This is a genomic window from Candidatus Omnitrophota bacterium, assembly GCA_014728045.1.
In the GTDB taxonomy this organism is placed as follows: domain Bacteria; phylum Omnitrophota; class Gorgyraeia; order Tantalellales; family Tantalellaceae; genus WJMH01.
Genome location: WJMH01000012.1, coordinates 248,542 through 269,848, shown reverse-complemented (window position 1 = coordinate 269,848; position 21,307 = coordinate 248,542). Strand labels below are relative to the sequence as shown.

The following is a 21,307-nucleotide window of genomic DNA, read 5'->3' as shown; positions in this document are numbered from 1 at the left end:
TGAACACATGATCCCGGGACATACCGATAAAGGATAGTTTATCGTTAATCAGGATATTATGCAACGATTTTAAAAGGGGCGGCCTTCAATACATATCCCGGGCTCAGTAAAGCGCAACGTATTTTATCAATATATAAATAGAAGTGGAGACTAGCGTGGCGACGTATAATGTCAAGAGCCCCTTATATAACCATCTGTACCTTCCCCTGCACAGCTCTATACCCTTGATGATGGAATAGAATATGAAAGGTGCTATGAACAGCGTAACTCTTGTTCCTGTAAAGGGATAGCATTTTGTGATGCCTGCTATCATCATGCCTATGAGGACGGCGGCTATTATGCTTCTCAATGAAAGCAGTTTGAACCGGTCCTCGCGGAAACGCTTAAATCCGCGTACGAACACAAAATACACGGCAAAAGGCATAAAAACGGTCATTATGCGTCTTATCAGGCTTGTTTCAACGAACCACCTGACGAATATGTTGCGGAAACCTTCACTGAAGGACTGGATGAAATCCGAAAAGGAGCTGGTCAGGATGAAATAGTCGTTCCAGTATACCGGAAAATCCTCAACGACCCTTGCATATCTTGCGTCATAATAATATGAAAGTCCTGCGAAGACACCCACGGAAAAAGTATAAATAAGCAAGTACGGCCAGGTCTTCCTGTTCTCCCGCAGGTTAAGCAGGAGATTGTATAAGGGAATAAGAACGAAAAAGTTCGCGGTATAAGATAAAAGTACCAGTGCGGGCATAAACAGATATTTGACCGCCGTAGCGGGACGGAAATTCTCGTGCTTGAGGTCGCTCCTCTGATCGATTATGAATATGGCGAAAAGAGCCGCTATCAGAACATCGCCTGAATACTGCTTGAGCTCGGCCGAATAATATGACATGAGATTCGAACCGCACCAGGCTAATATGAAGAGCATATAGTTAAGATTCGTCCCTTCTTCCTTCCTGAAAAGCCGGAGCCACGTGAAAAAAGCCAGTGCCATCAGTACGAAAGGAACAAGACGCAGCGCGTACACGTTGTATTCAAAAGCCTTCGAAACGGTCTGGACTATAAAAAGATAGAGGTGCGGGAACGCCTGCGAGTGCCTGAGCGGCCCCAGAAGTTCAAGCGGGCTCAAAAGCGTGATATTCTCCAGTATCGAACGCTCATCAAGCCAGAGCGGCCTTCCCGAGGCGTAATGAACCGCGCACAGGAAAAGAAAATAAACAATGCCGGCGGGTATCAGATACCTGTACGGGTAATCAGCCGGTATTAACTTTTTCCTTATACGAGCCAGTGTCTCTCTCATTGCTCTTGGTACCTTTCCTTGTAAAAAACTCTTTTATTACTATCCATATAAACTTGGTATTGCCTATAAGGTATCTCTTCCAGAGGCGTCTCGGCTCCTGGAGGAGACGGTAGAGCCATTCTATGCCCATTTTCTGCATCCACTGAGGCGCCCTGCGCGTTTTACCCGCTATGATATCAAAAGCACCGCCCACTCCGACCACCAGTGGAACGCGCATGTTCTCCAGATGCTTTTTCAGGAATTTCTCCTTCCGGGGCGAACTCATCGCGAAAAAGAGAACATCTGTCCCTGATGAGGCTATATCACGCACCACACTCTCCTCTTCCTCCGGGGTCCAGTAACCGTTACGCCACCCGGCCAGCTTCATGTCGGGATACTTCTTAGTATAGCTTTCCCGGACCTTTTCGACCACATCCTGCCCCGCCCCGAGGAAATAAATACCGTAACCCTTTTTACCCGATACCGAGATCAAGGCCTCCATTATGTCAAGTCCGCCGTAACGCTGTTTCACCGGAGTTCCGAAAAGCCTGGATACCCACATCAGCGGCTGGCCGTCAACTATGTTAAGATCACTTGCGAGAACTATTTCCCGGAAAGAATCGTCTTCCCTCATCTTCACGATCTTGTCGGCATTTATCGCGATATACTGATGTGGCCGGCCACTTTTAATGAAACCGTCAGCCACTTCGGTCATCTCCTCTACGGAGAGGTTATCTATGGGGCAGCCCAAAAGAATTATTCTTTCGCTTTTACTCATGACTTCCTCAGAACTTTTCCACCCGCTTTTTCGTACGCAGCCCCGCAGCCGGTGCATAACGCACTGTCCGTCTCAAAATCAAGCTTGACACCGCAATCACACATCCAACCGGTCTGCCTGGCGGGATTTCCCATAACAAGGGCATTATCCGGAACATCTTTGGTGACGACCGCACCGGCGGCGACAAAAGCGGATCTTCCGATGGTATTACCGCATACCACGGTCGCGTTGGCCCCTATGGTCGCCCCCTTTTTTACCAGGGTCTTTTTAATTTCTTTCATCCGCGGGATCGCGCTCCGCGGATTAAAAACATTGGTAAAGACCATCGAAGGCCCGCAGAACACATCGTCTTCAAGGGTTACTCCAGCATACACCGAAACATTGTTCTGTATCTTGCAGTTATTCCCCAGGACAGCGTCAGGACCGATAACGACGTTCTGCCCTATCCTGCAGTTCTTACCGATCCTTGAGCCCTTGATAACATGACAGAAATGCCATATCTTTGTCCCGTCCCCTATAGTGACTCCGGGATCCACGAAAGATGATTCATGCACAGTATACCCCATCAGAACCCTCCCTTGAAATAAACTACCTTACCCGGTGAATCCAAAGCTTCCTGGGAAGCCTGGAGTATCCTCAGGACCCTCAGGCCTTCCCTGCCATCGGTGACCGGGTTTTTACCGCTTTCGATACAGTCCAGAAAATGCTGACATTCCGCCTTGAGAGGTTCGGTCATTTCAAGCGGCACCGGTTCTTTCTCGGCTTTTGAAGCTACAGGAACGGTGCCGTTCCACTCTATCTTATGGCTGTAGAGGAACAGTTTCTCCGGGGTCATGTCGTCAAAAACGGCCATTTTTCTGTCACCTACGACCACGAGTTTCTGCTCTTTGAAAGGGTGCAGCCATGAAACGAAAATATGGGCCCTTACACCTTCCGGGAAACTCATGTTCGTCATGGTAACATCGGCTATATTATGCTGGAGATAAATACCGCCGGTAGTAGTAAGAGATTCCGGAAAAGCATCGAGAAGCATGAGGATCACGGATATATCATGCGGGGCGAAACTCCACAGAATGTTCTCCTCTGTCCTTATCTTGCCTATGTTAAGCCTGTTGGAATAAATGTACCTTATATTCCCCAGAACGCCTTCGTCAATAAGCTCTTTGAGCCTGATAACGGCGTTATGATACCTGAGTATGTGCCCCACCATGAGGATCCTCTTTTCCCCATCCGCAAGGTCAACAAGCTCTTTTCCTTTTTCCACATCAAGGGAAAGCGGTTTCTCGACAAAGACATGTTTACCGCTCTGGAGGGCCTCCTTTGCCAGATCATGATGGAATGCCGCGGGAGCGGCTATAACAACGCCCTGTATCTCATCATCAGCGAGCAGTTCCCGGTGATCCTGCGTGTAAAGCGCCTCGGGATATTGTTCTTTATGGTTATCAAGCAGCCGGGCATCCTTATCGCAGATCACCTTGAGGGCCCCCAGCTGGTAAAAATTCCTGACCAGGTTCTTGCCCCAGTACCCGGCGCCTATCACTCCCACTTTCGTCAATTGAACCTCCTTCTTACCTCACTATCCACAGAACCAGTGACCTGGATACGGCCGATCGGTCCTTATTATACACATTTAAGCGCAACTTACTAAGAAAATACTTGGATTATTTACCCGGGGCGCTCTTTTTAGCGCCTTGAGAACAACTCTGATCAGACCGAGCCGCTTAATATATCATTGTAGACCGCCATGATATTACTGGCGGCGCCTTCGGTGTCCAGACCCATCTCGATAAGTCTCTCTCTCGCCTCAGTCTTAGGGTGCTCCAGCGCTTTACTGACAGCTGAAGCTATCTGCCCGGGATCATGGCTCGTCACGAAACATCCCTCTACCGGTTCGAGCATTTCCCTGGTATCCCCCACATCTACGGATACTATAGGCCTGTTACATGCCATGGCTTCGCGTATCACGTTAGGGGATCCCTCATGGAATGAAGTCAGCACGCAGACATCGGCGGCGTTCATCATCTCCACCATATTACCCGAAGAGATATTCCCCAGACAAAGGCATTTATGTTCGGTCCTGAGCCGTCCCATGGCTTCACGGAAAAGCGGATAATTCTTTACCGGCACATCTTTCTGCCCCATGAAGAATATTATCTTACCTTCGTATCCCCCCAGACCCACGGCTTTTTTCGACTCCTCCCGGTTGATTTCCCGGAACTGGTCGGTGTCCGTGCCATATCTTGCGATCTTTTTATTTCGTGACCGGACTCGCTCCATCAGTTGAGCCGACTGGACAAGAGAATAATCGAAAAATCTCGACGCCAGAGAATTAACCAGTGCCAACACGGACTCTTTTGCCATATATCTTCCGTTCTTCCCCACGTTGCCGAGAAGGTCTCCGCCGCAGAAAGAAACGACCAGCGGCCTTTTCTTTACTATCTTCCAGGGAAGGACCAGCGAGCCGGTATGGCCGAAATGACAATGGACGATATCGGACCACTCCACGTCCTCCCCCAGCCGGATAACGCTCTTAAGGTTCTGCGCCAGTCCCCGGCCGATGAATCGGACCCTGCAATCCATGCCGCGCCTGAGAAGTGAGTCCACCTGCCTCTTGACGAAAATACCGTAGTAGGGTTTTTCGCGAGTGGGATACATGTTCGTTACGTGCAATACTTTCAACTCAAGCCCCTTCCCTCTCCTTTGATGCGTCGGTGAACGACCGTCTCTCATGTTCTATCATGTCCATCAGACTTCTCTCTAGCTGGTATGAAGCGGCCCATCCCGTTTCTTTGCGTATTTTTTCTATGCAGCCCTGCTGGTAAGGCACCTGCTGCTTCCCGGGGGCTTTGTCCTGGTGCACCACCCCAGGGTTTATTCCAGCCATATCGATCATCATTGCTAAAACCTCTGCCGTCTTCACCATACGGCCCGATGCTATGTTATACATTTGCCCCGCGCGCCCCCGGCGCACAAGAATGAGGTAAGCGCGCACCGCGTCCCTTACGTCCAGAAAATCCCTGTACGCGGAAAGGTCTCCCACGGTTATACGGTCTTTTTCCCGGGCTTTGTATGCGGCGATCTGTCTGGCAAGGTTCCCGCAGAACAGGCGATCGGTCTGGCCGGGACCTATAAGGTTGAACGTGCGCGTCGCTATCACGGATAGACCGCAGGAGTGGCCTGTATCCCGGGCAAGCTGGGTCTGAAGAAGTTTGCAGGATCCGTACCGGGAGACGGGTTCGGGCGTGCAATCCTCGGTGATCTTTACCTTTCCCTGGTAACCGTACTCTGCAGAAGAGCCGACGTTCAGCACAACGGTCTTTTCCCTGTAAGGGACCAGTGAAAGCAGCGTGTTCCTGGTAGCGGTCAGATTATTGATCCTCATCCGGTCGACATCCTGATTGAATATCTGGCCCGCCAGATGAAAACACAATATTTTTTCGGCGTTCTCCAGATCCGTTCTGATCGTATCGGTGAACTGCCTCTCCAGGGAGGATTTAACGTATATGTCCACATCCCATAAAGGGTCGTCATGGATATCCATACCGAGAATATCGAAAGATCCCCTGCTCTCCCGCAGGCAGGAGACTAGATATCTCCCGGTAAATCCGTTGCATCCGGTAATTATGGCAAGTGTCCGTCTATTCACAAAACCTCTCTATCGTGTATTGGGTTATTTGATATTTTCACTAATGTATATCTCCAATGACCTATACCAGTACGGCATGTTGTTGAGACCGAGTTTATCGAGCATATGGTTGGCCAGCACCTGGGAACGTCCTCTTGGAGCAAGATGAGGAAAGTCCTCGAAAGGCACGGGCTTGACTTCAACCTCGTTCTTTCGACCCATGTACTCCACGATCCTGGTCGCCATTTCGTACCTGGAACAGGAGCCCCTGTTCGTCATATGATAAATACCGTATTTACCGGTATCTATGACGTTCAAAAGATTCCCCGCGAAATCCCTGGTAAAGGTCGGGCTGCCGAACCTGTCGGAAACCGCCACCAGGTGTTTTTCCCCTTTTAGTATCTTCTGCACTATTTTATAAACGAATTTCTTATCTATCTGCCATCCTCCTATCAGCCAGGCTGTCCTCAGGATGAAATATTCGCTAAAAAGACCCTGCACTATGGATTCACCCTCGAGCTTGCTGCGACCATAAATGCTGACCGGGTCAGGCCGGTCAAGTTCCGTGTAGGGTTCATCCTTTTCCCCGTTAAAGACCGATCCGGTACTGACATAAAGGAACTTTGCTCCGGCCTCCCGAGCCGCTCTGGCGACGTTCTCCGTGCCACGAGCATTCACTTCAAAGGCATGGTCGGGATCTTTTTCACAAAGGTCTACATCGGTCTCGGCGGCCAGATGGAAAACATAACCGGGGCTTTCTCTTTCTATGTTCCGGCAGACCCCTTCCAGATCAGTAATATCCATTTCTGAAGTGCCCGGAAGTCTCGGATACCTGTCTGTCTTGACCACCCTGTGTCCGGCCCTCTCGAGAACGGGTATGACCGCCGCGGCCAGCATACCCGAGGCCCCGGTTAAAAGGATTTTCATTCTACACCCCTATATAACAAGATCATTTTTTCCTTTTCTTTCTCTTGTTCCGCTTTTCCCAGTACTCGACGGCGTCCCTGTAATCACTGGGAGTGCCAATATCGAACCAGCGGCCCTTCAGGTCATATACCTTTACTTTTTCTCCCGCCGCGACCAGACGCAACATTAGCTCAGGTAGGTCCACCCGCTCGCCCTTTTTGATATATCTGGCGGCTTTAGGGTTCAAACAGTAGATGCCGGTGCTTACCTTATGGCTCAACTCCGGTTTTTCATGGTAATCCATGAGAAATCCTTTTTCGTCGGATTCGATGACGCCGAGGCTGGACTTTGTTCTCTTTAAGTACGCGCATATGGTCGCGACCGCCTTGGAACGCTTGTGCGACCGCATAAGGTCTCCGAAGTCCACACTGGCCAGGACATCACCGTTCATCACTATGAAATCTTCCTTTTCCTTTCTCATCTTCCAGATGGGCCCCGCCGTGCCCAGCGGGCTGTCCTCGCGTAAATACGATATCGGGACACCGAACTTCCTGCCATTACCGAAATACGCCTCTATCAACTCGGCTGAATAACCAACAGCTAGCTTGATGTCCGTTATCTCTGCCTCATTAAGCTGGCCGATAATTATCTCCAGGATGGACTTATCCCCCAGAGGCAACAAGGGTTTCGGGACGGTCACTGTAAAAGGTGCCAGCCGTTTTCCTTTTCCTCCTGCTAAAATGATCGCTTTCATGTTCTTCCTTCTGACCGGCAACCCCCTAAAAGCGGCCTTTCCCGATCATGGTTTAATGATCCCTTTTACGCACTTAAGCGCCAGATACATGCAAACGGCCTTAAAATTATACCTGTCCTGCTTCAATGCCAGAAGGATCTGCTCCTCCATTCCCGAGTCATCTCCAATCCTGCCGTAATACCTGGCTTGCCTGTAATGAAGCGCAGAATACGCCTTGGGCCTTAGATCTTTAAGATGCGGATTGCGCTCAAAGGCCTTTTTCAGCACCGTAATGCCCGAACTTAACGATTCATCCAGATTCTTTCTGGTATAACTTTCGGGGTTCCTGTGCTTAGTCAGAGGTTCATCTATGTATTTTGCCCTGTATCGTTCCGAAAGCCGAAGCCACATATCCCAGTCGGCCGGGATAAATATAGTTTCATCGAAAAGACCTACCTCGTCAAAACATATCCTCCTGGCCACGACTGTGGAATTACAGATAAAATTCCTTAAAATAAGGTCTTTTGTTATCCATCCTTCTTTTCTTCCCTTTACGGAAAATCTTCCCACCGTATTGTCGTCATCATCTATGAATAACGACGAAGTATGAACAAAACCTGCCCCTGGATCCTCTTCGAGGCTCATCACCGACCTTTCGATCTTATCCGGAAGATACAGATCATCACAATCAAGCAGTCCCACGTACTCGCCTTCGGCCAGGCTGATGCCCAGATTCCTGGCACTGCAAGCGCCGCCGTTATCCTTATATTCGTATCTTATCCTTCCAAGATAGGGGCTGAGCCTGTCTTTCGTATCGTCCGTTGAACCATCGTCAACGACTATTATCTCGATGTTGACGTATGTCTGGGCAAGAACGCTTTCCACGGTTCTCACCGTCAGGTCGGCTTTGTTATATGCAGGTATTATAACGCTTACTTTTTTCATCTTCTCGGTCATTCCCCGCTTATAAGTTCTCCGTTACCGGCTATTCCTTGTCCCTGTTCTTTCGTATATACTCTTCCAGGGATGCCTCCCATTCGGGCATTCCATTAAGTCCCATCATGTCGAGCTTACGGTTCTGCATCACGGCCGATCTGGGCCTGGGGGCTGGCAGGGGGAACTCACTAGAAGAGATGGGACTTACCCTGATCTTGCCGGCTTTACCCATGAATTCGACCAGTTTTATCGCCATCTGATATCTGGAGCATGAACCTTTGTTCGTCATATGGTAAAGCCCATATTCTCCCGCGTCTATTACCTGCATCAGATTGGCGGCGAAATCCTTCGTGAATGTGGGACACCCGAACTTATCCGACACGACCCGGAGTTCCTTCTTTCCCTCCTTGATCTGCCGGACTAATTTGTAAACGAACTTTTTGTCCAGTTCCCAGCCGCCTACCATCCATCCGGCGCGAATTATGAAATACTCCTTCAGGTTGTCTTTCACGGCCTTTTCCCCTTCGTATTTACTTTTGCCGTAAATGCTCAAGGGGTCCGGTTCATCCGTCTCCGTATAAGGGGCATCCTTTTGCCCGTTGAACACGGAGCCGGTACTTATGTACAGGAGTTTTGCCCCGTTCTCACTGCAGGCGCGGACTATATTCTCCGTCCCGGCGGCATTGACCCGGTAAGCATGTTCAGGATCCTGCTCACACAGATCCACATTCGTCTCTGCGGCAAGATGGAAAACATAATCGGGGGAACTCTCCCCGACGAAACGCGATACCCCCCCGGGGTCTGTTACGTTAAGTGCATTTATATCGGGAAGCCGCTGGTTTATATCCGTCTGAACCACATCATGACCTTTTTTTATCAGGTCTTTGACTATTTCCGCTCCGAGCATTCCGGCAGCGCCTGTCACAAGTATCTTCATTTTAGTTTCTCCTTTTGCTTTATCAGCGCATCGAATGTATTCAGTTTTTTAATCCATGCGCGCTGGCGGTCTTCAACTATCCCCTATTAAGTGTCTCGACCTTATTACCATTGATATTTTCGAACTGCTCCTGTATGCACATAAGCAGACCCTGGCCCATATCAGTGTAATAATGTTTTACGTATTTTTTGCCCATCTTGGGGATAAAAGTATAAGGGGTCAGAGTATAATGGTCCATGGCCTCGGAAGATTCCGGTTTCACATATTCCACCTCGATATCCTTCTTAAGTATTTCCCCGATCATCACGAACAAATCGCTTACCTTCATCGGATGATGTCCCGTGAAAATAAGCTGCTCGTTTCTGAACTCTTCGGAGAGTATCTCCACACTGGCCTGGGCCGCGTCAAGTACGTTAATGTATTCCCTTATCTCATTTCCGTCGCCTGGATAGGTGATCTTACCGGTCGTCATGGCCTGCTTTATGTATTTATGGACACTGTTGGTAATGTCAGAACGGCATCCGTATAACGTGCCGTACCTGAGTATCGTATAATCCAGTCCGTACTGCCGCTGATAAGTCTGGATATAGGACTCGCAGGCATGCTTGCTGCATCTGTAGAAAGAGCCCGAGTCGCTGTAAACGTATATGGTGCTCGCATAGACAAAACGCTTGATGTTTTCCTTTCTGGAAGCTTCAAGCAGTACTATGTTCCCCAGGATGTTCTGCTTGACCGTGCCCACGGGGTCGTCCTTCGCCTTCGCGATGTCAGCTATTCCCGCGAAATTATACACGACATCCGCTCCCTTTATGGCCCTTTTGACAAGAACATCATCGAGGATATCTCCTACAACCATCTTCTGCGAAGGTTTAAGGGACTTCGATCCGTACAGATCATAAATCACAACATCATGCCCCGCCTCGCTCAGAGCATCCGCCACATGGCTTCCCAAAAAACCCGAACCACCGAAAACAACTATCTTCATATCCATCACCTCTCTCTTATCAAGAGCCGGCCGTAAAAAGCTCCGGCTCAGATGTGAGTTTTCGAAATTGACCTGTTTATATACTCTATTGCCGAATCCAGATCCGCAAGATCGCCGATAATGTTCTCCCCGGAGGAAAACACGGCCTTAGATCCGGGGCTGCGTTCTATGAAAATGACCCGTGAACTCTCTGCCGCCAGCCGGTCGCTCTCGGCATCGCCCACATACGCCACTTCATCCCTTGAAAAGCCGTGGCGTTCCATCACATCGGTTATGATGTCTTTTTTTTCTTTGGGGCTTCCGTGCACTTCTTTAAAAAAGCTCCCGAGATGCCTCGCCTTGATAATCCTGGAAAGCTCCTGTTCAGGAGTTCCCGATGCTATGAAGAACAGGTAACTATCCCTGTTGCGTTCAAGGAACTTCCTGGCTCCCGGCACAAAGGGTGCCGCTATCACCTTATCGTATACCACCCTGGCGAACTTCTCGCCCAGCTCGGTCTCCTTATCTTTTGACAATTGTTCATGTAACAACTGTTCATAAGCGTAACGGAACTTCACAAAGCGGGAAATCCCCGCGTTGCGAATATGATAATCCATTACCCTCTGAAGTTTCTCCGGCTGTCCGATGAAAACATCCGCGAATATCTCCTTGAAAGCTTCCGTCTTTATTCCCGCCGATTCCAGTATCACTCCGTCGAAATCGAAGATAATGCTCTTTATCATATCCTTTTCCTCATCATTTTTCCTTGAATCCGGCTAGAAGGTTCTCTACTGCCTGGATTTCCATTCTTACCCGGGCTTCTCTGGCATAAGAGCCCGCATGCGGAGTAAGCACGACATTATCGAGACTCGCAAGCGGGCCCCGGTAAGGCTCGTTCTGGAAAACATCCAGTGCCGCGCCGGCGAGATCCCCTTCCTTCAAAGCCTCGTAAAGGGCTTTTTCATCGACTGCTCCTCCTCTGGAGAAATTGACCAACCATGCGCCTTTTTTCATCAACGATATCTCTCTGGATGTTATTATTGCATCCGCCCCCGGCGGTGGCGCAAGATGCAGGGTAACAAGATCAGCCCACTTGAGCATCTGCTCAAGGCTCTTTTTCCCGCAATCGATCCTGCAGGACCTTGAAACAACATCGCAATAGGCCAGCTCCGTCCCGAAAGCCGATAGCAGTTCACTGACCGCCTGCCCTATACGTCCGAAACCGATAATACCTATCTTTTTCCCAAAAAGAAGGCTGCCCATCATCTTTTTCCACTCGCCCTGCCTTAACCGCCTGTCCATGAAACTGACCTTCCTAAGAAGGTCCAGAATAACGGCAACCGTAAGTTCAGCGACAGCGCGAGTGGGCCCGTCGGGAGTATTGTAGATCCTTATATTTCTTTTCCGTGCAGATTCCATGTCGACATTATCCATTCCCGTACCACATCGGGAGACCACCTCGAGACTCGGAAGCTGCTCAAAAACCTCCCCGGTGAGTTTCTCCGTGCCCGCGACAATGCCTACGGCGTCCCTGCCCAGGTCAACCACCTCAGTTCCGGTAAGCTTGCGCCTGTGCGGATTAAGCACGTAAGAAAACCGCTCCCTCTCGAGCAGCTCAAGAGGAGTGCGGTCGAATTCCGCGAAAGTGCTAGTGCTAATCAGTACTTTTTTCCGCATATCAACACCCGTCCTTTTTCGTTCCGGCACAAACGTCCCGTCCCCGGCCATTCGCAAAAACGTATTCCAGAAAAATACCATGGTCCGGCGGCGAAAAAAACTCCCTGATATCAACTTGGGGACCTCCGGAATCAGCCAGGATGCTCTTCAGTTTCCCGGGAAAATCTTCTTCATAACTTTTCACAACATGGTCTTTAATAAAATGTTCATATCCCCATGAAAACGCTTCTGGGACCAGATACAACGTCTTCACGCCGGTAAAAACACCTTCAAACACGGCGGTGGAACCCGAAGTAACGAGCACTTCACTTGTCTTCAACATGCTTTTCAGGTCCTCACTAACGAATTCGCAGTTATCGTATCCGCCAAGTTCACGACTCAGAGAAGCGGACTTCATCAGAAATGGATGAGGTTTGATCTTAACCCTGTACTCATCCAAAAGACCGTTTTCCAGACATCTGAGGACCTGTTTCTGCAAGGAGACGGCTACTTGCGGATCTATTGGAAGGACCACCGACACCACTTTTTCGGATACGGCCACCTCCTGTTCGATATCATCCTCGAAAAGATATGAATACCTTATGGCACCAGCCTCCCTGACCTTCATGCCGGGATTGTTCTGCTCCAAGAACCGGGTCCATTTCTTTCCGTTAGAGAGGACCACCTGAGGCAGGAACCTGTCTGGGGCCTCGTAACGGGATGTCCTGTAATCAAGGAAATTATAAGGAATCGTGGAATGCTGGTATCCTATCCGTCCATGATCGCTGAACGCCAGATTCAACATCTTTTCCCAAGGCTGATTTTCAAAGGGATATATGAAGGTGACCTTTTCTGCCAGAACAGGCTGGATCTCCTGGTAAGAACCATACAGTAAAAGATAGTACAGATAGACCTTTGTCCTGTTCTCGGTATCTTTTTCCATGCGGGAAAGCAGTCTGAGCAGAGAAATATCCTCCTCCGCCCCGTATCTCCCATCGTCCATCTCCAAATCGAATTCTCTTGCCAGCGTGCTTAAGAGTCCCCTGAACGGCAGATAACCGAAAGGGCATATTATATTGGAATAATGCCTGTTGAGCTTAAAAAGGATATTTACCGGGACCATTAAAGGAAGCAAACGACCAACTGTGCCCCCTTTATCCTGAATAGACGCGTCTAGATCTCCTAGATGAGGATCGTTGAATTCAGGGAGTTTCCTGAAAGTGTTCGCGTTGACCCAGGAATGGATGAACACATCAAACTGTTCGAGTTCCTTCTTCCTAAAGAACCTGAACAACACCCAGAAGATAAGATATTTCGCGATCCAGTAAGCTCCCGTCATTCTCTCGCCAAGATGTTTAAGCAACAGTGACGCCCTTTCGCGGAAACCCATCCCTTGTGAAAATTTGCTGCATGCAACATATAAAAGGTCCACGTCATCGGTGACGAAAAGAAGGTTTTCTGTTTCATATCTGCGGGATATTCTTTCCAGGACCTTGCAGTAGACATACCGCTGGAACATCCTGCTCTGGCTTATGGACCTTGAAGCCATCCTGCTGGAATACCAAAGGACGGCATCATCCTGCTGGCGGGAGAGTCTGCCGATATAATCGACAAAAATTTCTCTCACGCTGTCGGTGACCTCTTCTATATCCTTTGCGATATATATCCTCCGGTCCTGCTCAAGCGTCCCTAGTGCCCGGTCAAGCCCTCTATGGCCGCCTATATAGAGCCACCTATCGCAAGACGGTCTTCTCGATCCGGATATTTGTCTAGAACTTATGATATTCAACATTTTTAAAATATTATATTCACCAGTCCGTATACAACTTGCTCCACTTGTAATCCCTTGCCAGAACCGCACCGTAAAATCCCTCGAAATCGTTCTTTCGCCAGTATGGTCGGGTAAGCCTGAGCCAGTGTTTCTTGGGATACTGCCAGTAGACCTTTTCCGATACGACCTTCCATCCCGAAAAAAGAAAAAGAAGCCGCCAGCTTTCGGGGGAAAGTTCAAACAAATGGGTATTCTCCGCGTTGAAAGGGTCCGTGAGGGACCTTCTAACCTGATGCAGACCGACCCTGCTGTTTCTCAAGTAAGGGACAGTGACCACCAGAGACCTGCATCCGGTATTAGCCGAGATGTCATGAAGGAACTTCACCGGATTGAACAGGTGTTCAAGGGTCTCGAAACACAGAAAAACATCCACATCCCCCGAGATCTGCCTGGTAACGTCCTCGGCGCTCGCGCACAAAGCCACAAGCCCTTTTTCCCTTATCCTTTTGACCGCTTCGCTGTCCAGATTAACGCTCAGGCTTCGTATATTCCTTTCCTTGAACAGTTCCGAAGCGTAGCGTATATGCGTGCCCGCCGAATCGCCGATATCAACTACAGTGAGCTCTTTGTTGTCCACGTCCTTCAGCATTCCGAGCGATTCGGCGACCAGGGACATCTGAAAAGCATGCACGCCTCTCACTTTCGTGTTCAGGTATTCGCCTTTCACCTCAAAATTGCTGTATTGTTCCCGGAGATCGGGCTCTATGCTCTTGAGCCTTTTCGCAAGATCGGACAATCCCTGCTCCTCGATAGCGCATCTGAGCGACCGCACAGCAAGTTCCTGCGTCAAGGAATTCTTTCCTTTTTTTACGCCGTCATATAAGCGATCCGGCAATACCCCTTTTATAACGTTCTTCATTTTTATCATATCTGCTCCCTGCCGTGTTAAAACTGAAGGATTCACTCTCCCCCGGCCACGGTCACCACCTCGTTAGTAACATATTCATTCTCATCGCTCCCCAGAAAAAAAGCTAACTTTGCTATATCACGTGGCGTTCCCATCCTTTTTACCGGTATCATGGATATCCTTTTCTTCATGTCCTTGGGGTACTTCTTGTGGAACGGAGTGTCGATGACCCCGGCCCTGAGCGTGTTGACCAGGACGTTGGAACCTGCCCCGTCACGGGCCAGTGTCCTGGTTATACCCTCCAGGGCTCTTTTCGAACATCCGTAATGCATAGACTTGCTCGATCCGCCGTACTTGGCTGCGATAGAACTTATACTTACTATCCTTCCGAACCTTCTCTTTTTCATCCCCTCGAAAAGCCGGGCGGACAACAGCAAGGGCGCATAGGTATTTACCCTGAAAGTCGCCACTACATCATCCATGGTCAAATGGCTGTAATGCTTCGCCGCGTTGTAGGTACCGGCATTGTTCACCAGGCTGTCTATGTTCATTTTGTTTGCTTCTCGGATAAACGCGTCAAGCTCATCCGGGGAACAAAAGTCCCCTTTTACAAGGCGGCACTCCGCGCCGGTATCCCGTATCATTCCCTCAAGTTCCCGGGCACCGCGTGCGGATGAATTGAAATGACAAACAATATCCCATCCCTTTTCAGCGAAATACAAGGCTATCTCTTTGCCCAGTCCGCTGCCGGCACCGGTAACAAGTACTTTTTTCCTCGTTTTTTTTCCGCTCATTCTGCAACTCCCTGTTTTTTCAGCCAGTATTCGACCTGGGGCATCTGCCATTCATAATCCACATCCAGGCCTCCCCACTGTTTAAGTGGGTATATGTTTTTACCCATCCATTTCTGGGGAAGAAGTCCCTTTTCGAGACAATCAAGGCATTTCGGCCTTATGACCGAAACCCCCATATCGGCGAACCACACATCCCCCTGGGAATCCCTGTCACAGTTCAGCGACCCAGGGTCGCCAAAGACTTCGAAAGGCACAAATGGTTTTAGCAGACCTTTCTCATCTATCCTCCTTGCCCTTAATGGGCTCCACATGTTGTACCTGGAGACGGTAACAGCCGAATCATACTCAGGGTTCTCCCTCAGCACACTGATACCCTCGGATATAACCGATGGCGTTACCGTAGCAGCATTGCACATCAAAAGAACCACGAGTTCCAGAGGCTCGTTCTCGTAACGCTGTTTCACATGCTCATAGGCATGAACGTAGACATCCTCTCCGAGAGCTCCGTCGGTGCACAGTTCAGGGGGCCTCACGATGATCTCCACGCCGTTCTGGCGCCCGAGCTGCATGAGCCCCTCATCGTCCGTTGAAAGGAACACCCTGTCGATCTGTTGGCATCTTTTCGCCGCCGACATGGGATAAAAGGCCAGCGGTTTGCCGAGCACTTCGGTCAGGTTCTTCCCGGGGAAGCCTTTGCTTTTTTTCCTGCCCATAATGAACGCTGCAATCATTTTTTATACCTCTCTTATTTGAAATATTCCTTGAAATATATATCCCTGAGCTGTTCAAATATAGCGTTGCCTTCTTCATCCATTTTCTCCGCGATCCTGATACTGTCAAAATATGATTCCGGCATCTTGACATAGAGCGGAAAGGTCCTTACCATTCCCTTTATCTGTTCCCTCGTAAAACCGGGCATGTCCAGTATGGAGCTTCTCATGAGACTGTCGGTCCTTGCGGCGGGGTCAAGGTATTTTCTGTCGATGCAGTACTGCCTCAGGGGCGTCCCGCTGTAGGGCACGAAAAAATACGCGTTTATACTATCAGCATTGATAGACCTGTTCAGACGAATGGTATCAAAGGCAAGATCGCGCGTCTCGTCGGGAAACCCTATTATGTTATTCACCGTCACGGGTATGCCGCTCTTTCCCAGAAGTTCGAACGCTTCAGTTACCTGCTCGTTAGAAAAAGTCTTTTTAAGTATTCTCCTTCGGAAATTTTCGTTACCGTGTTCTATCCCGATGGAAATCCTGTCACAGTTCATGTCCTTCAGCATACTGATCTTCTCATCTGTTATGGTCTCGATACGCGTCTGGCACCAGAACGGAAGACCTATCTTTCTGGAGTATTCCCTGGCAAAATCCTTCATTTCACCCGCTCCCCTGGCAAAGAAGGTCTCACTGTTGAAATAAATATAGTCGGCGCTGTACTTTTTCACCTGATGCATCAGTTCACCCATTATCCTCGGAATGGTCTTCACCCTAAAATACGTCTTCCTGCACGAATCCATGTAAAGCTTCCGCTGGCTCGGAGCAGCGCAGAACGAACACTCATAAGGACATCCTCTGTCGACACAGATGGGCAGCATGCTGAATATCTTGCCCTGCATGGGCCTGAACAGTCTTTTTTTCTCGAACACGTCGAAATCCTCGTACGGAAGCTCATTGATGTCCAGCGGGGGCCTGAGCCCGTTTTTATGGATTTTCCCGCTATCTTTGACCCATAGATTCCTTATATCCTTTATATCATCACCTCCGGCAAGTTTCTCGCACAGCTCCACAAGGGCCTCTTCCCCTTCTCCTATGCATACTGAATCGACAGTACTGTCGTTTATTACCCCTTCAGGGCAAAAGGTCGCATGGACTCCCCCGACCGTCACATGGATATCCTCATGCTTTCCCCGCACTTTTGAAACAAGTCCAATGCCCAGTTCTATGGTGTCATCCGTTGCGGAAACCGCTATCACATCGGGCATAAATTCATCGACCGTTTTGCTGAAATCCTCGAAAACATCCGTGGTCTTGTATTCAATGCCTTTTTCTTTCAGGTTAAAAGGCCTCAGCTGCATGTGTTCCACCCTTATCTCGTCCACGCTTTTCTCGGCAGTACGGTAAAAAGTCGTATCGAACACCTTTACTTCCACACCTCTGTTTTTAAGGAATGCCGCGAGTACAGCTATATTGGACGGCAAGAGGTTCACCATCTGGAGATTCGGATATACCAAAAGCACCTTGAAACCCTGTATATTTTTCGCCATGCTCATATCACGCCGCCGCTTTTTCTGATTTCAGAAGCCCGATAGGAACATCTGTCACACGCCTCTATCAGGTGTGATTCCCCGGACATATGTTTATTCCTTAAAAATGAAAGCTTATCGCTCAACCACTGTTCTTTTATGGTGGTGTCCTGTATATTCCCCATCTGCATCAGCGAAAGGTCCCCGACGCCATGCAACAGGCAGGGCAGAATAGTCCCGTCCCACAGGACGATCATCCTCTGCCAGAGGAAGGGACATGCCCAGCCACCCTTTATCCCCCTGTGATCGACCCCCGGGCCTTCTTCCCTTGGATCAACGTAACCTATCTCGTCGGCCAGTGGCTGCCAGAGTTTGAGGTATTCGTCCCAGTGCTCTTTTATCTCGGGGAACATCACGGGCTGGATCCTGATCTTGGGATAGTCCACCCCGAGCTTATCCCTGAGCTTCCTGAGTCCGCGGATATTCGAGAGAACCTGCTCGAATTGCGCTCCGACCCTGTTCCCTTCGAAACTTTCCTTGTCCCATCCGTCACATGAAATGGATATGCGGTTCAGCCCCGCATCTATCAGCCGTCTGCTCATGCCTTCATCCAGAAGCACTCCATTAGTATTGAAATACATATCGATTATCCCTTTGGACCCTGAATATTCCACCATGCGGGGCAGGTCTTCATGTAGAAGAGGTTCTCCCCTCAGGCTGAATTTAACCGAGTACAGGTCATTTTTCTCGCCTTCGTCAATGATCTTTCTGAAGACCTCGAATCCCAACTTGCCTTTGGCGTTCTTGCCCCAACCATCATGCGTGGCCGCGCAGTAAGGGCATCTCAAGTTACAAAGATTTGTGACCTCGATATCAACATGTAATGGGAAGTCACGCACTTTGAATTGTCCGGGATTATTTACCCATTCATGACGGTATTTTCTGAACCTGGGATCTTCTGAATCTAGGATATTCTTGCCCCCGATCAGGTGAAAATTGGAATTGGCCCTTATTTTCACGTCCCGCACGGATATTTTCTGGATTTTGTCTGACTCGCTCATAACCAAACCTTTTTCGTATTTGGAACAATATCGCCCTCGGGGAACTTCCCCGAGACTTTTCTTATGAGATCTGAGACCTTCGTAATATCTCCATCACCGTACTTGAATTTCTTAAAAAGGTCCTTGAACGACCTCCGGTCAAGCAGATGGTTGTCCAGGATCCAGCGTATGGCAAAGAGAAGGTCCTTTTCGTCATCGACGTTATAAACGGCCGCCTGCGTCAAATCCCCGGCTCCGGATGACAGTTTAACGCCTTTTATATACTGATAACGCCCATATTTATTATATAGCAGAACGGGAATATCGTTCTGCAAAGCTTCCTCAATAGTCGAAGAGGAATAACTCGCAAGAAGGTCACTGATCGAAAGATAATCGTTAAAACTTCCTCCGGTAGCAATGGAATATGATCCCGAATCCGGAAGGATACGGCTAAGGTCTTCTTCTTTCAGCCCGTCCATGACACGGTATCTTACGATCAGATGAAGTCCTTTCACCTTATCTACGGCCCTTATAAGCGAGGCGATACCGTCGACGTATTCATCGACGGTCTCATAATTGAACAGACGCTGCCCTTTCCTGCTTTTAGGTGTACCCGCATGGAGTATGATCTTCTCACCCTCCGGGGCGTATTGCTCCCGTAGCCTTCCTGACTCATCCCCGCGGGATATACCGTGTGCGAATATAAGAGGGCCGGTTACTACTGGTTTGCTCTGGGACGGCACATCCTTGAGAAACTTTTCGATCAACGGCGTCTGTAGCGACAGATATTCGTATGAAGTGTTCACTATCCCCAACGCGTTCTCCTCCCAATCCTTTTTCGAATAATCGTCATGCACCTCTGAAAACGAACCGTGAGGTATCATCAGCGACGGGATGCTTCTCTTCTTGCAAAGCTCGCCGGCAACGGCTGATATTCCCCGCGAATACGGTGAAAGAACGAACTCGGGAGGATGCTTTTTCAAAAAAGCATCCAGATTCACAGAGCGACAATAGGTCTTATCAATGATCTGTCCCTCCAGTCCAAGAGCATATTTAGCCCTCAGCCAGGAAGAACACCCTACCCCGCGGTAGGTCCAGTTGTCGATCAGGGTGTTCAGCTTATTACGATATTCAATCTTTCCCTTCAGGAACAGTTTGCCTGGGCGAACCCTTTTATCGGCATTAACAAAAAGATATCTGTAGTTCTGGTTGCCCTTACCGCCTAAGAAACCGGCCAGGTCACTTTTAACTTCCTTTAACGAGGCTCCCAGGAAGGAAAGCTCATATTCATCGCCAAGGTCCTGCCACAACTCCCGGAAAAGCCGCTTGATGTTGTATGTGTCAGAAAGCGCCAAGACGTTCCTGGGGGCTGGTTTTACGACAGAACCCAAAATCTGTGATATCAATCCCTTCACGGAACAGTCCAGTTTTTTCTTTACCCCGCTGAAAACGGTTGAAAAGGGAATCGAACATTTAAAATTCTCGCACCGGGTCGTTCCACTGTCGCAAACCTGTCGAGTGATATCAGCCAGATACCTTTCCACAGGTTCTGTCCACAGGCTCTGGGCCGCTCTGAAGCTACCGGTCTCTGCCGCCATTACCCTCCCCGGGCGATACCTCTCCACGGCATTACCGATAACCTCCACCCGGTACATCCAGGTTGATAAAATAGGACGCAAGCTGAAAAGGAGCTCTTCGGTATAACAGCTCACGCCTCTTTCGTCCTCCAGCCGGCAGTCTTTTCTGAGATCAGCGGTGAACTCCTCGAGCCGGTCCAGCATCCTCCTGTGTGATGCCGTGGGCGAAAAATGAAAACTGTCCATAGAAGCAATCCCCCGGCTCATCAGATGGGCTTTGACCAGAGGATGGAAAGTTATGATCGTGAACTTGTGCTGACCGTCTTTCAGATCATCTGCATACGACCTTAGAAAAGCATCAGCCTCGTCCACGAACTCCAAAAATACCAAAGTTTCTATTTTCTTTTCACTCATATCTCAACCACCAAACCGTCCCTTGCCGCAGTGGTTTTGGCGAATATCTTCTTTGCCGCGGCCTCCGCGTCCTTCCTGTCCTTCATCGTACAGTATATAGCAGCATCAAAATGTATCATTATCAGTTCCCCGGCGTTAACCTCTTTTGCCAGACCCGCCGCGTCCTCAGGGTTAAGATGCGGCCAGCTTTCGGTTCTCTGCCCCGGTTTCAGGGAGCATTCGGTTATCAGAAGATCCGCCCCTCTTGAGATATCCACGGCCGGATCACAGTATCCGGTATCGGTGCAGTAACTCACCACCTTGGAATCGATCACGAATCTGTACCCGAAACATTTCGAGGAATGCATCAGCTCCCTCGAAACAAGACCAAAAGGAAATCCTTCCTGGGAACCTTCTTCCATTTCCCTGATATCCACCCTTAAGGGAAGCTGTTCGAAAGGCATCGTATACGGCTGCCGGATTATATTACCCAGTACCTCAGAACCCCCTTCGGGACAACATATGGTCATACCCTGTTCAAAATCGAACTTACCGAGTACATGCAACCCGCTTATATGGTCCAGGTGGAAGTGGCTCAAAAACAGATAAATCGGCTTATCCTGTTCCTTTACGTACTCATCTATTTTGTGAAGACCGTTACCTGCGTCCAGAACGATATAACATGAATCGGTTTCGATGAAAATACATGTAGTGTTCCCGTTCCTGTCCGTATACCAGCCATTAGTCCCCAAGAAAGTGATCCTTATCGACA

Annotated in this window: 21 protein-coding genes; all 21 read right to left on the bottom strand. The window is 49.2% G+C overall.

Translation table 11 applies throughout. From position 1 onward, the window contains the following. Positions 1-103: 103 nt before the first annotated feature. On the bottom strand, positions 104-1,303 hold the full coding sequence (locus tag GF409_05050) for a hypothetical protein (GenBank protein MBD3426578.1): 1,200 nt from the start codon (positions 1,301-1,303) through the stop codon (positions 104-106). Next, positions 1,257-2,033 carry a WecB/TagA/CpsF family glycosyltransferase gene (locus GF409_05045; protein ID MBD3426577.1) on the bottom strand — a complete coding sequence of 259 codons (777 nt, stop codon included), beginning with the start codon at positions 2,031-2,033 and terminating at the stop codon, positions 1,257-1,259. The genes GF409_05050 and GF409_05045 overlap by 47 nt, the downstream gene beginning before the upstream one ends. A gap of 23 nt (positions 2,034-2,056) precedes the next feature. Continuing rightward, positions 2,057-2,626, bottom strand: a complete 570-nt coding sequence (locus GF409_05040) for an N-acetyltransferase (GenBank protein MBD3426576.1) — start codon at positions 2,624-2,626, stop codon at positions 2,057-2,059. Further along, the gene (locus tag GF409_05035) at positions 2,626-3,615 is read right to left on the bottom strand and encodes a hypothetical protein (protein MBD3426575.1); all 990 of its coding nucleotides are present in this window, start codon (positions 3,613-3,615) and stop codon (positions 2,626-2,628) included. The genes GF409_05040 and GF409_05035 overlap by 1 nt, the downstream gene beginning before the upstream one ends. Before the next feature lie 152 nt (positions 3,616-3,767). Continuing rightward, the gene (locus tag GF409_05030) at positions 3,768-4,790 is read right to left on the bottom strand and encodes a glycosyltransferase (GenBank protein ID MBD3426574.1); all 1,023 of its coding nucleotides are present in this window, start codon (positions 4,788-4,790) and stop codon (positions 3,768-3,770) included. After that, positions 4,741-5,706: an NAD-dependent epimerase/dehydratase family protein gene (locus GF409_05025; protein MBD3426573.1), complete on the bottom strand. Its 966-nt coding sequence runs from the start codon at positions 5,704-5,706 to the stop codon at positions 4,741-4,743. Before GF409_05025 ends, GF409_05030 begins: the two co-directional genes overlap by 50 nt. 24 nt (positions 5,707-5,730) lie before the next feature. After that, positions 5,731-6,612 carry a dTDP-4-dehydrorhamnose reductase gene (rfbD, locus tag GF409_05020; GenBank protein ID MBD3426572.1) on the bottom strand — a complete coding sequence of 294 codons (882 nt, stop codon included), beginning with the start codon at positions 6,610-6,612 and terminating at the stop codon, positions 5,731-5,733. Positions 6,613-6,634: 22 nt separating this feature from the next. Continuing rightward, positions 6,635-7,345, bottom strand: a complete 711-nt coding sequence (locus tag GF409_05015) for an NTP transferase domain-containing protein (protein ID MBD3426571.1) — start codon at positions 7,343-7,345, stop codon at positions 6,635-6,637. Between the two features lie 45 nt (positions 7,346-7,390). Then, the gene (locus GF409_05010; GenBank protein ID MBD3426570.1) at positions 7,391-8,281 is read right to left on the bottom strand and encodes a glycosyltransferase; all 891 of its coding nucleotides are present in this window, start codon (positions 8,279-8,281) and stop codon (positions 7,391-7,393) included. A gap of 28 nt (positions 8,282-8,309) precedes the next feature. After that, positions 8,310-9,197: a dTDP-4-dehydrorhamnose reductase gene (gene rfbD, locus GF409_05005; protein ID MBD3426569.1), complete on the bottom strand. Its 888-nt coding sequence runs from the start codon at positions 9,195-9,197 to the stop codon at positions 8,310-8,312. A gap of 76 nt (positions 9,198-9,273) precedes the next feature. Further along, positions 9,274-10,182 (bottom strand): NAD-dependent epimerase/dehydratase family protein, encoded by a 909-nt coding sequence (locus GF409_05000; protein ID MBD3426568.1) that lies wholly within the window; start codon positions 10,180-10,182, stop codon positions 9,274-9,276. 47 nt (positions 10,183-10,229) lie between these two features. After that, positions 10,230-10,904, bottom strand: coding sequence for an HAD hydrolase-like protein (locus tag GF409_04995; GenBank protein MBD3426567.1), 675 nt, complete (start codon positions 10,902-10,904; stop codon positions 10,230-10,232). Between the two features lie 13 nt (positions 10,905-10,917). Then, positions 10,918-11,838, bottom strand: coding sequence for a hydroxyacid dehydrogenase (locus tag GF409_04990; protein ID MBD3426566.1), 921 nt, complete (start codon positions 11,836-11,838; stop codon positions 10,918-10,920). A gap of 1 nt (position 11,839) precedes the next feature. Then, the gene (locus GF409_04985) at positions 11,840-13,609 is read right to left on the bottom strand and encodes a hypothetical protein (protein MBD3426565.1); all 1,770 of its coding nucleotides are present in this window, start codon (positions 13,607-13,609) and stop codon (positions 11,840-11,842) included. Positions 13,610-13,625: 16 nt separating this feature from the next. Beyond that, on the bottom strand, positions 13,626-14,516 hold the full coding sequence (locus GF409_04980; GenBank protein ID MBD3426564.1) for a hypothetical protein: 891 nt from the start codon (positions 14,514-14,516) through the stop codon (positions 13,626-13,628). Positions 14,517-14,548: 32 nt separating this feature from the next. Continuing rightward, positions 14,549-15,340: an SDR family oxidoreductase gene (locus GF409_04975; protein MBD3426563.1), complete on the bottom strand. Its 792-nt coding sequence runs from the start codon at positions 15,338-15,340 to the stop codon at positions 14,549-14,551. Continuing rightward, positions 15,286-16,020, bottom strand: coding sequence for a cytidylyltransferase (locus tag GF409_04970; GenBank protein MBD3426562.1), 735 nt, complete (start codon positions 16,018-16,020; stop codon positions 15,286-15,288). Before GF409_04970 ends, GF409_04975 begins: the two co-directional genes overlap by 55 nt. A 14-nt stretch (positions 16,021-16,034) precedes the next feature. Next, entirely contained in the window at positions 16,035-17,552 is a 1,518-nt protein-coding gene (locus GF409_04965) for a radical SAM protein (protein ID MBD3426561.1), read from the bottom strand. Further along, on the bottom strand, positions 17,549-18,586 hold the full coding sequence (locus GF409_04960) for a radical SAM protein (GenBank protein ID MBD3426560.1): 1,038 nt from the start codon (positions 18,584-18,586) through the stop codon (positions 17,549-17,551). Before GF409_04960 ends, GF409_04965 begins: the two co-directional genes overlap by 4 nt. Further along, on the bottom strand, positions 18,583-20,556 hold the full coding sequence (locus GF409_04955; protein ID MBD3426559.1) for a hypothetical protein: 1,974 nt from the start codon (positions 20,554-20,556) through the stop codon (positions 18,583-18,585). The genes GF409_04960 and GF409_04955 overlap by 4 nt, the downstream gene beginning before the upstream one ends. Then, positions 20,553-21,302, bottom strand: coding sequence for an MBL fold metallo-hydrolase (locus tag GF409_04950; GenBank protein MBD3426558.1), 750 nt, complete (start codon positions 21,300-21,302; stop codon positions 20,553-20,555). Before GF409_04950 ends, GF409_04955 begins: the two co-directional genes overlap by 4 nt. Between the last annotated feature and the right edge of the window lie 5 nt (positions 21,303-21,307).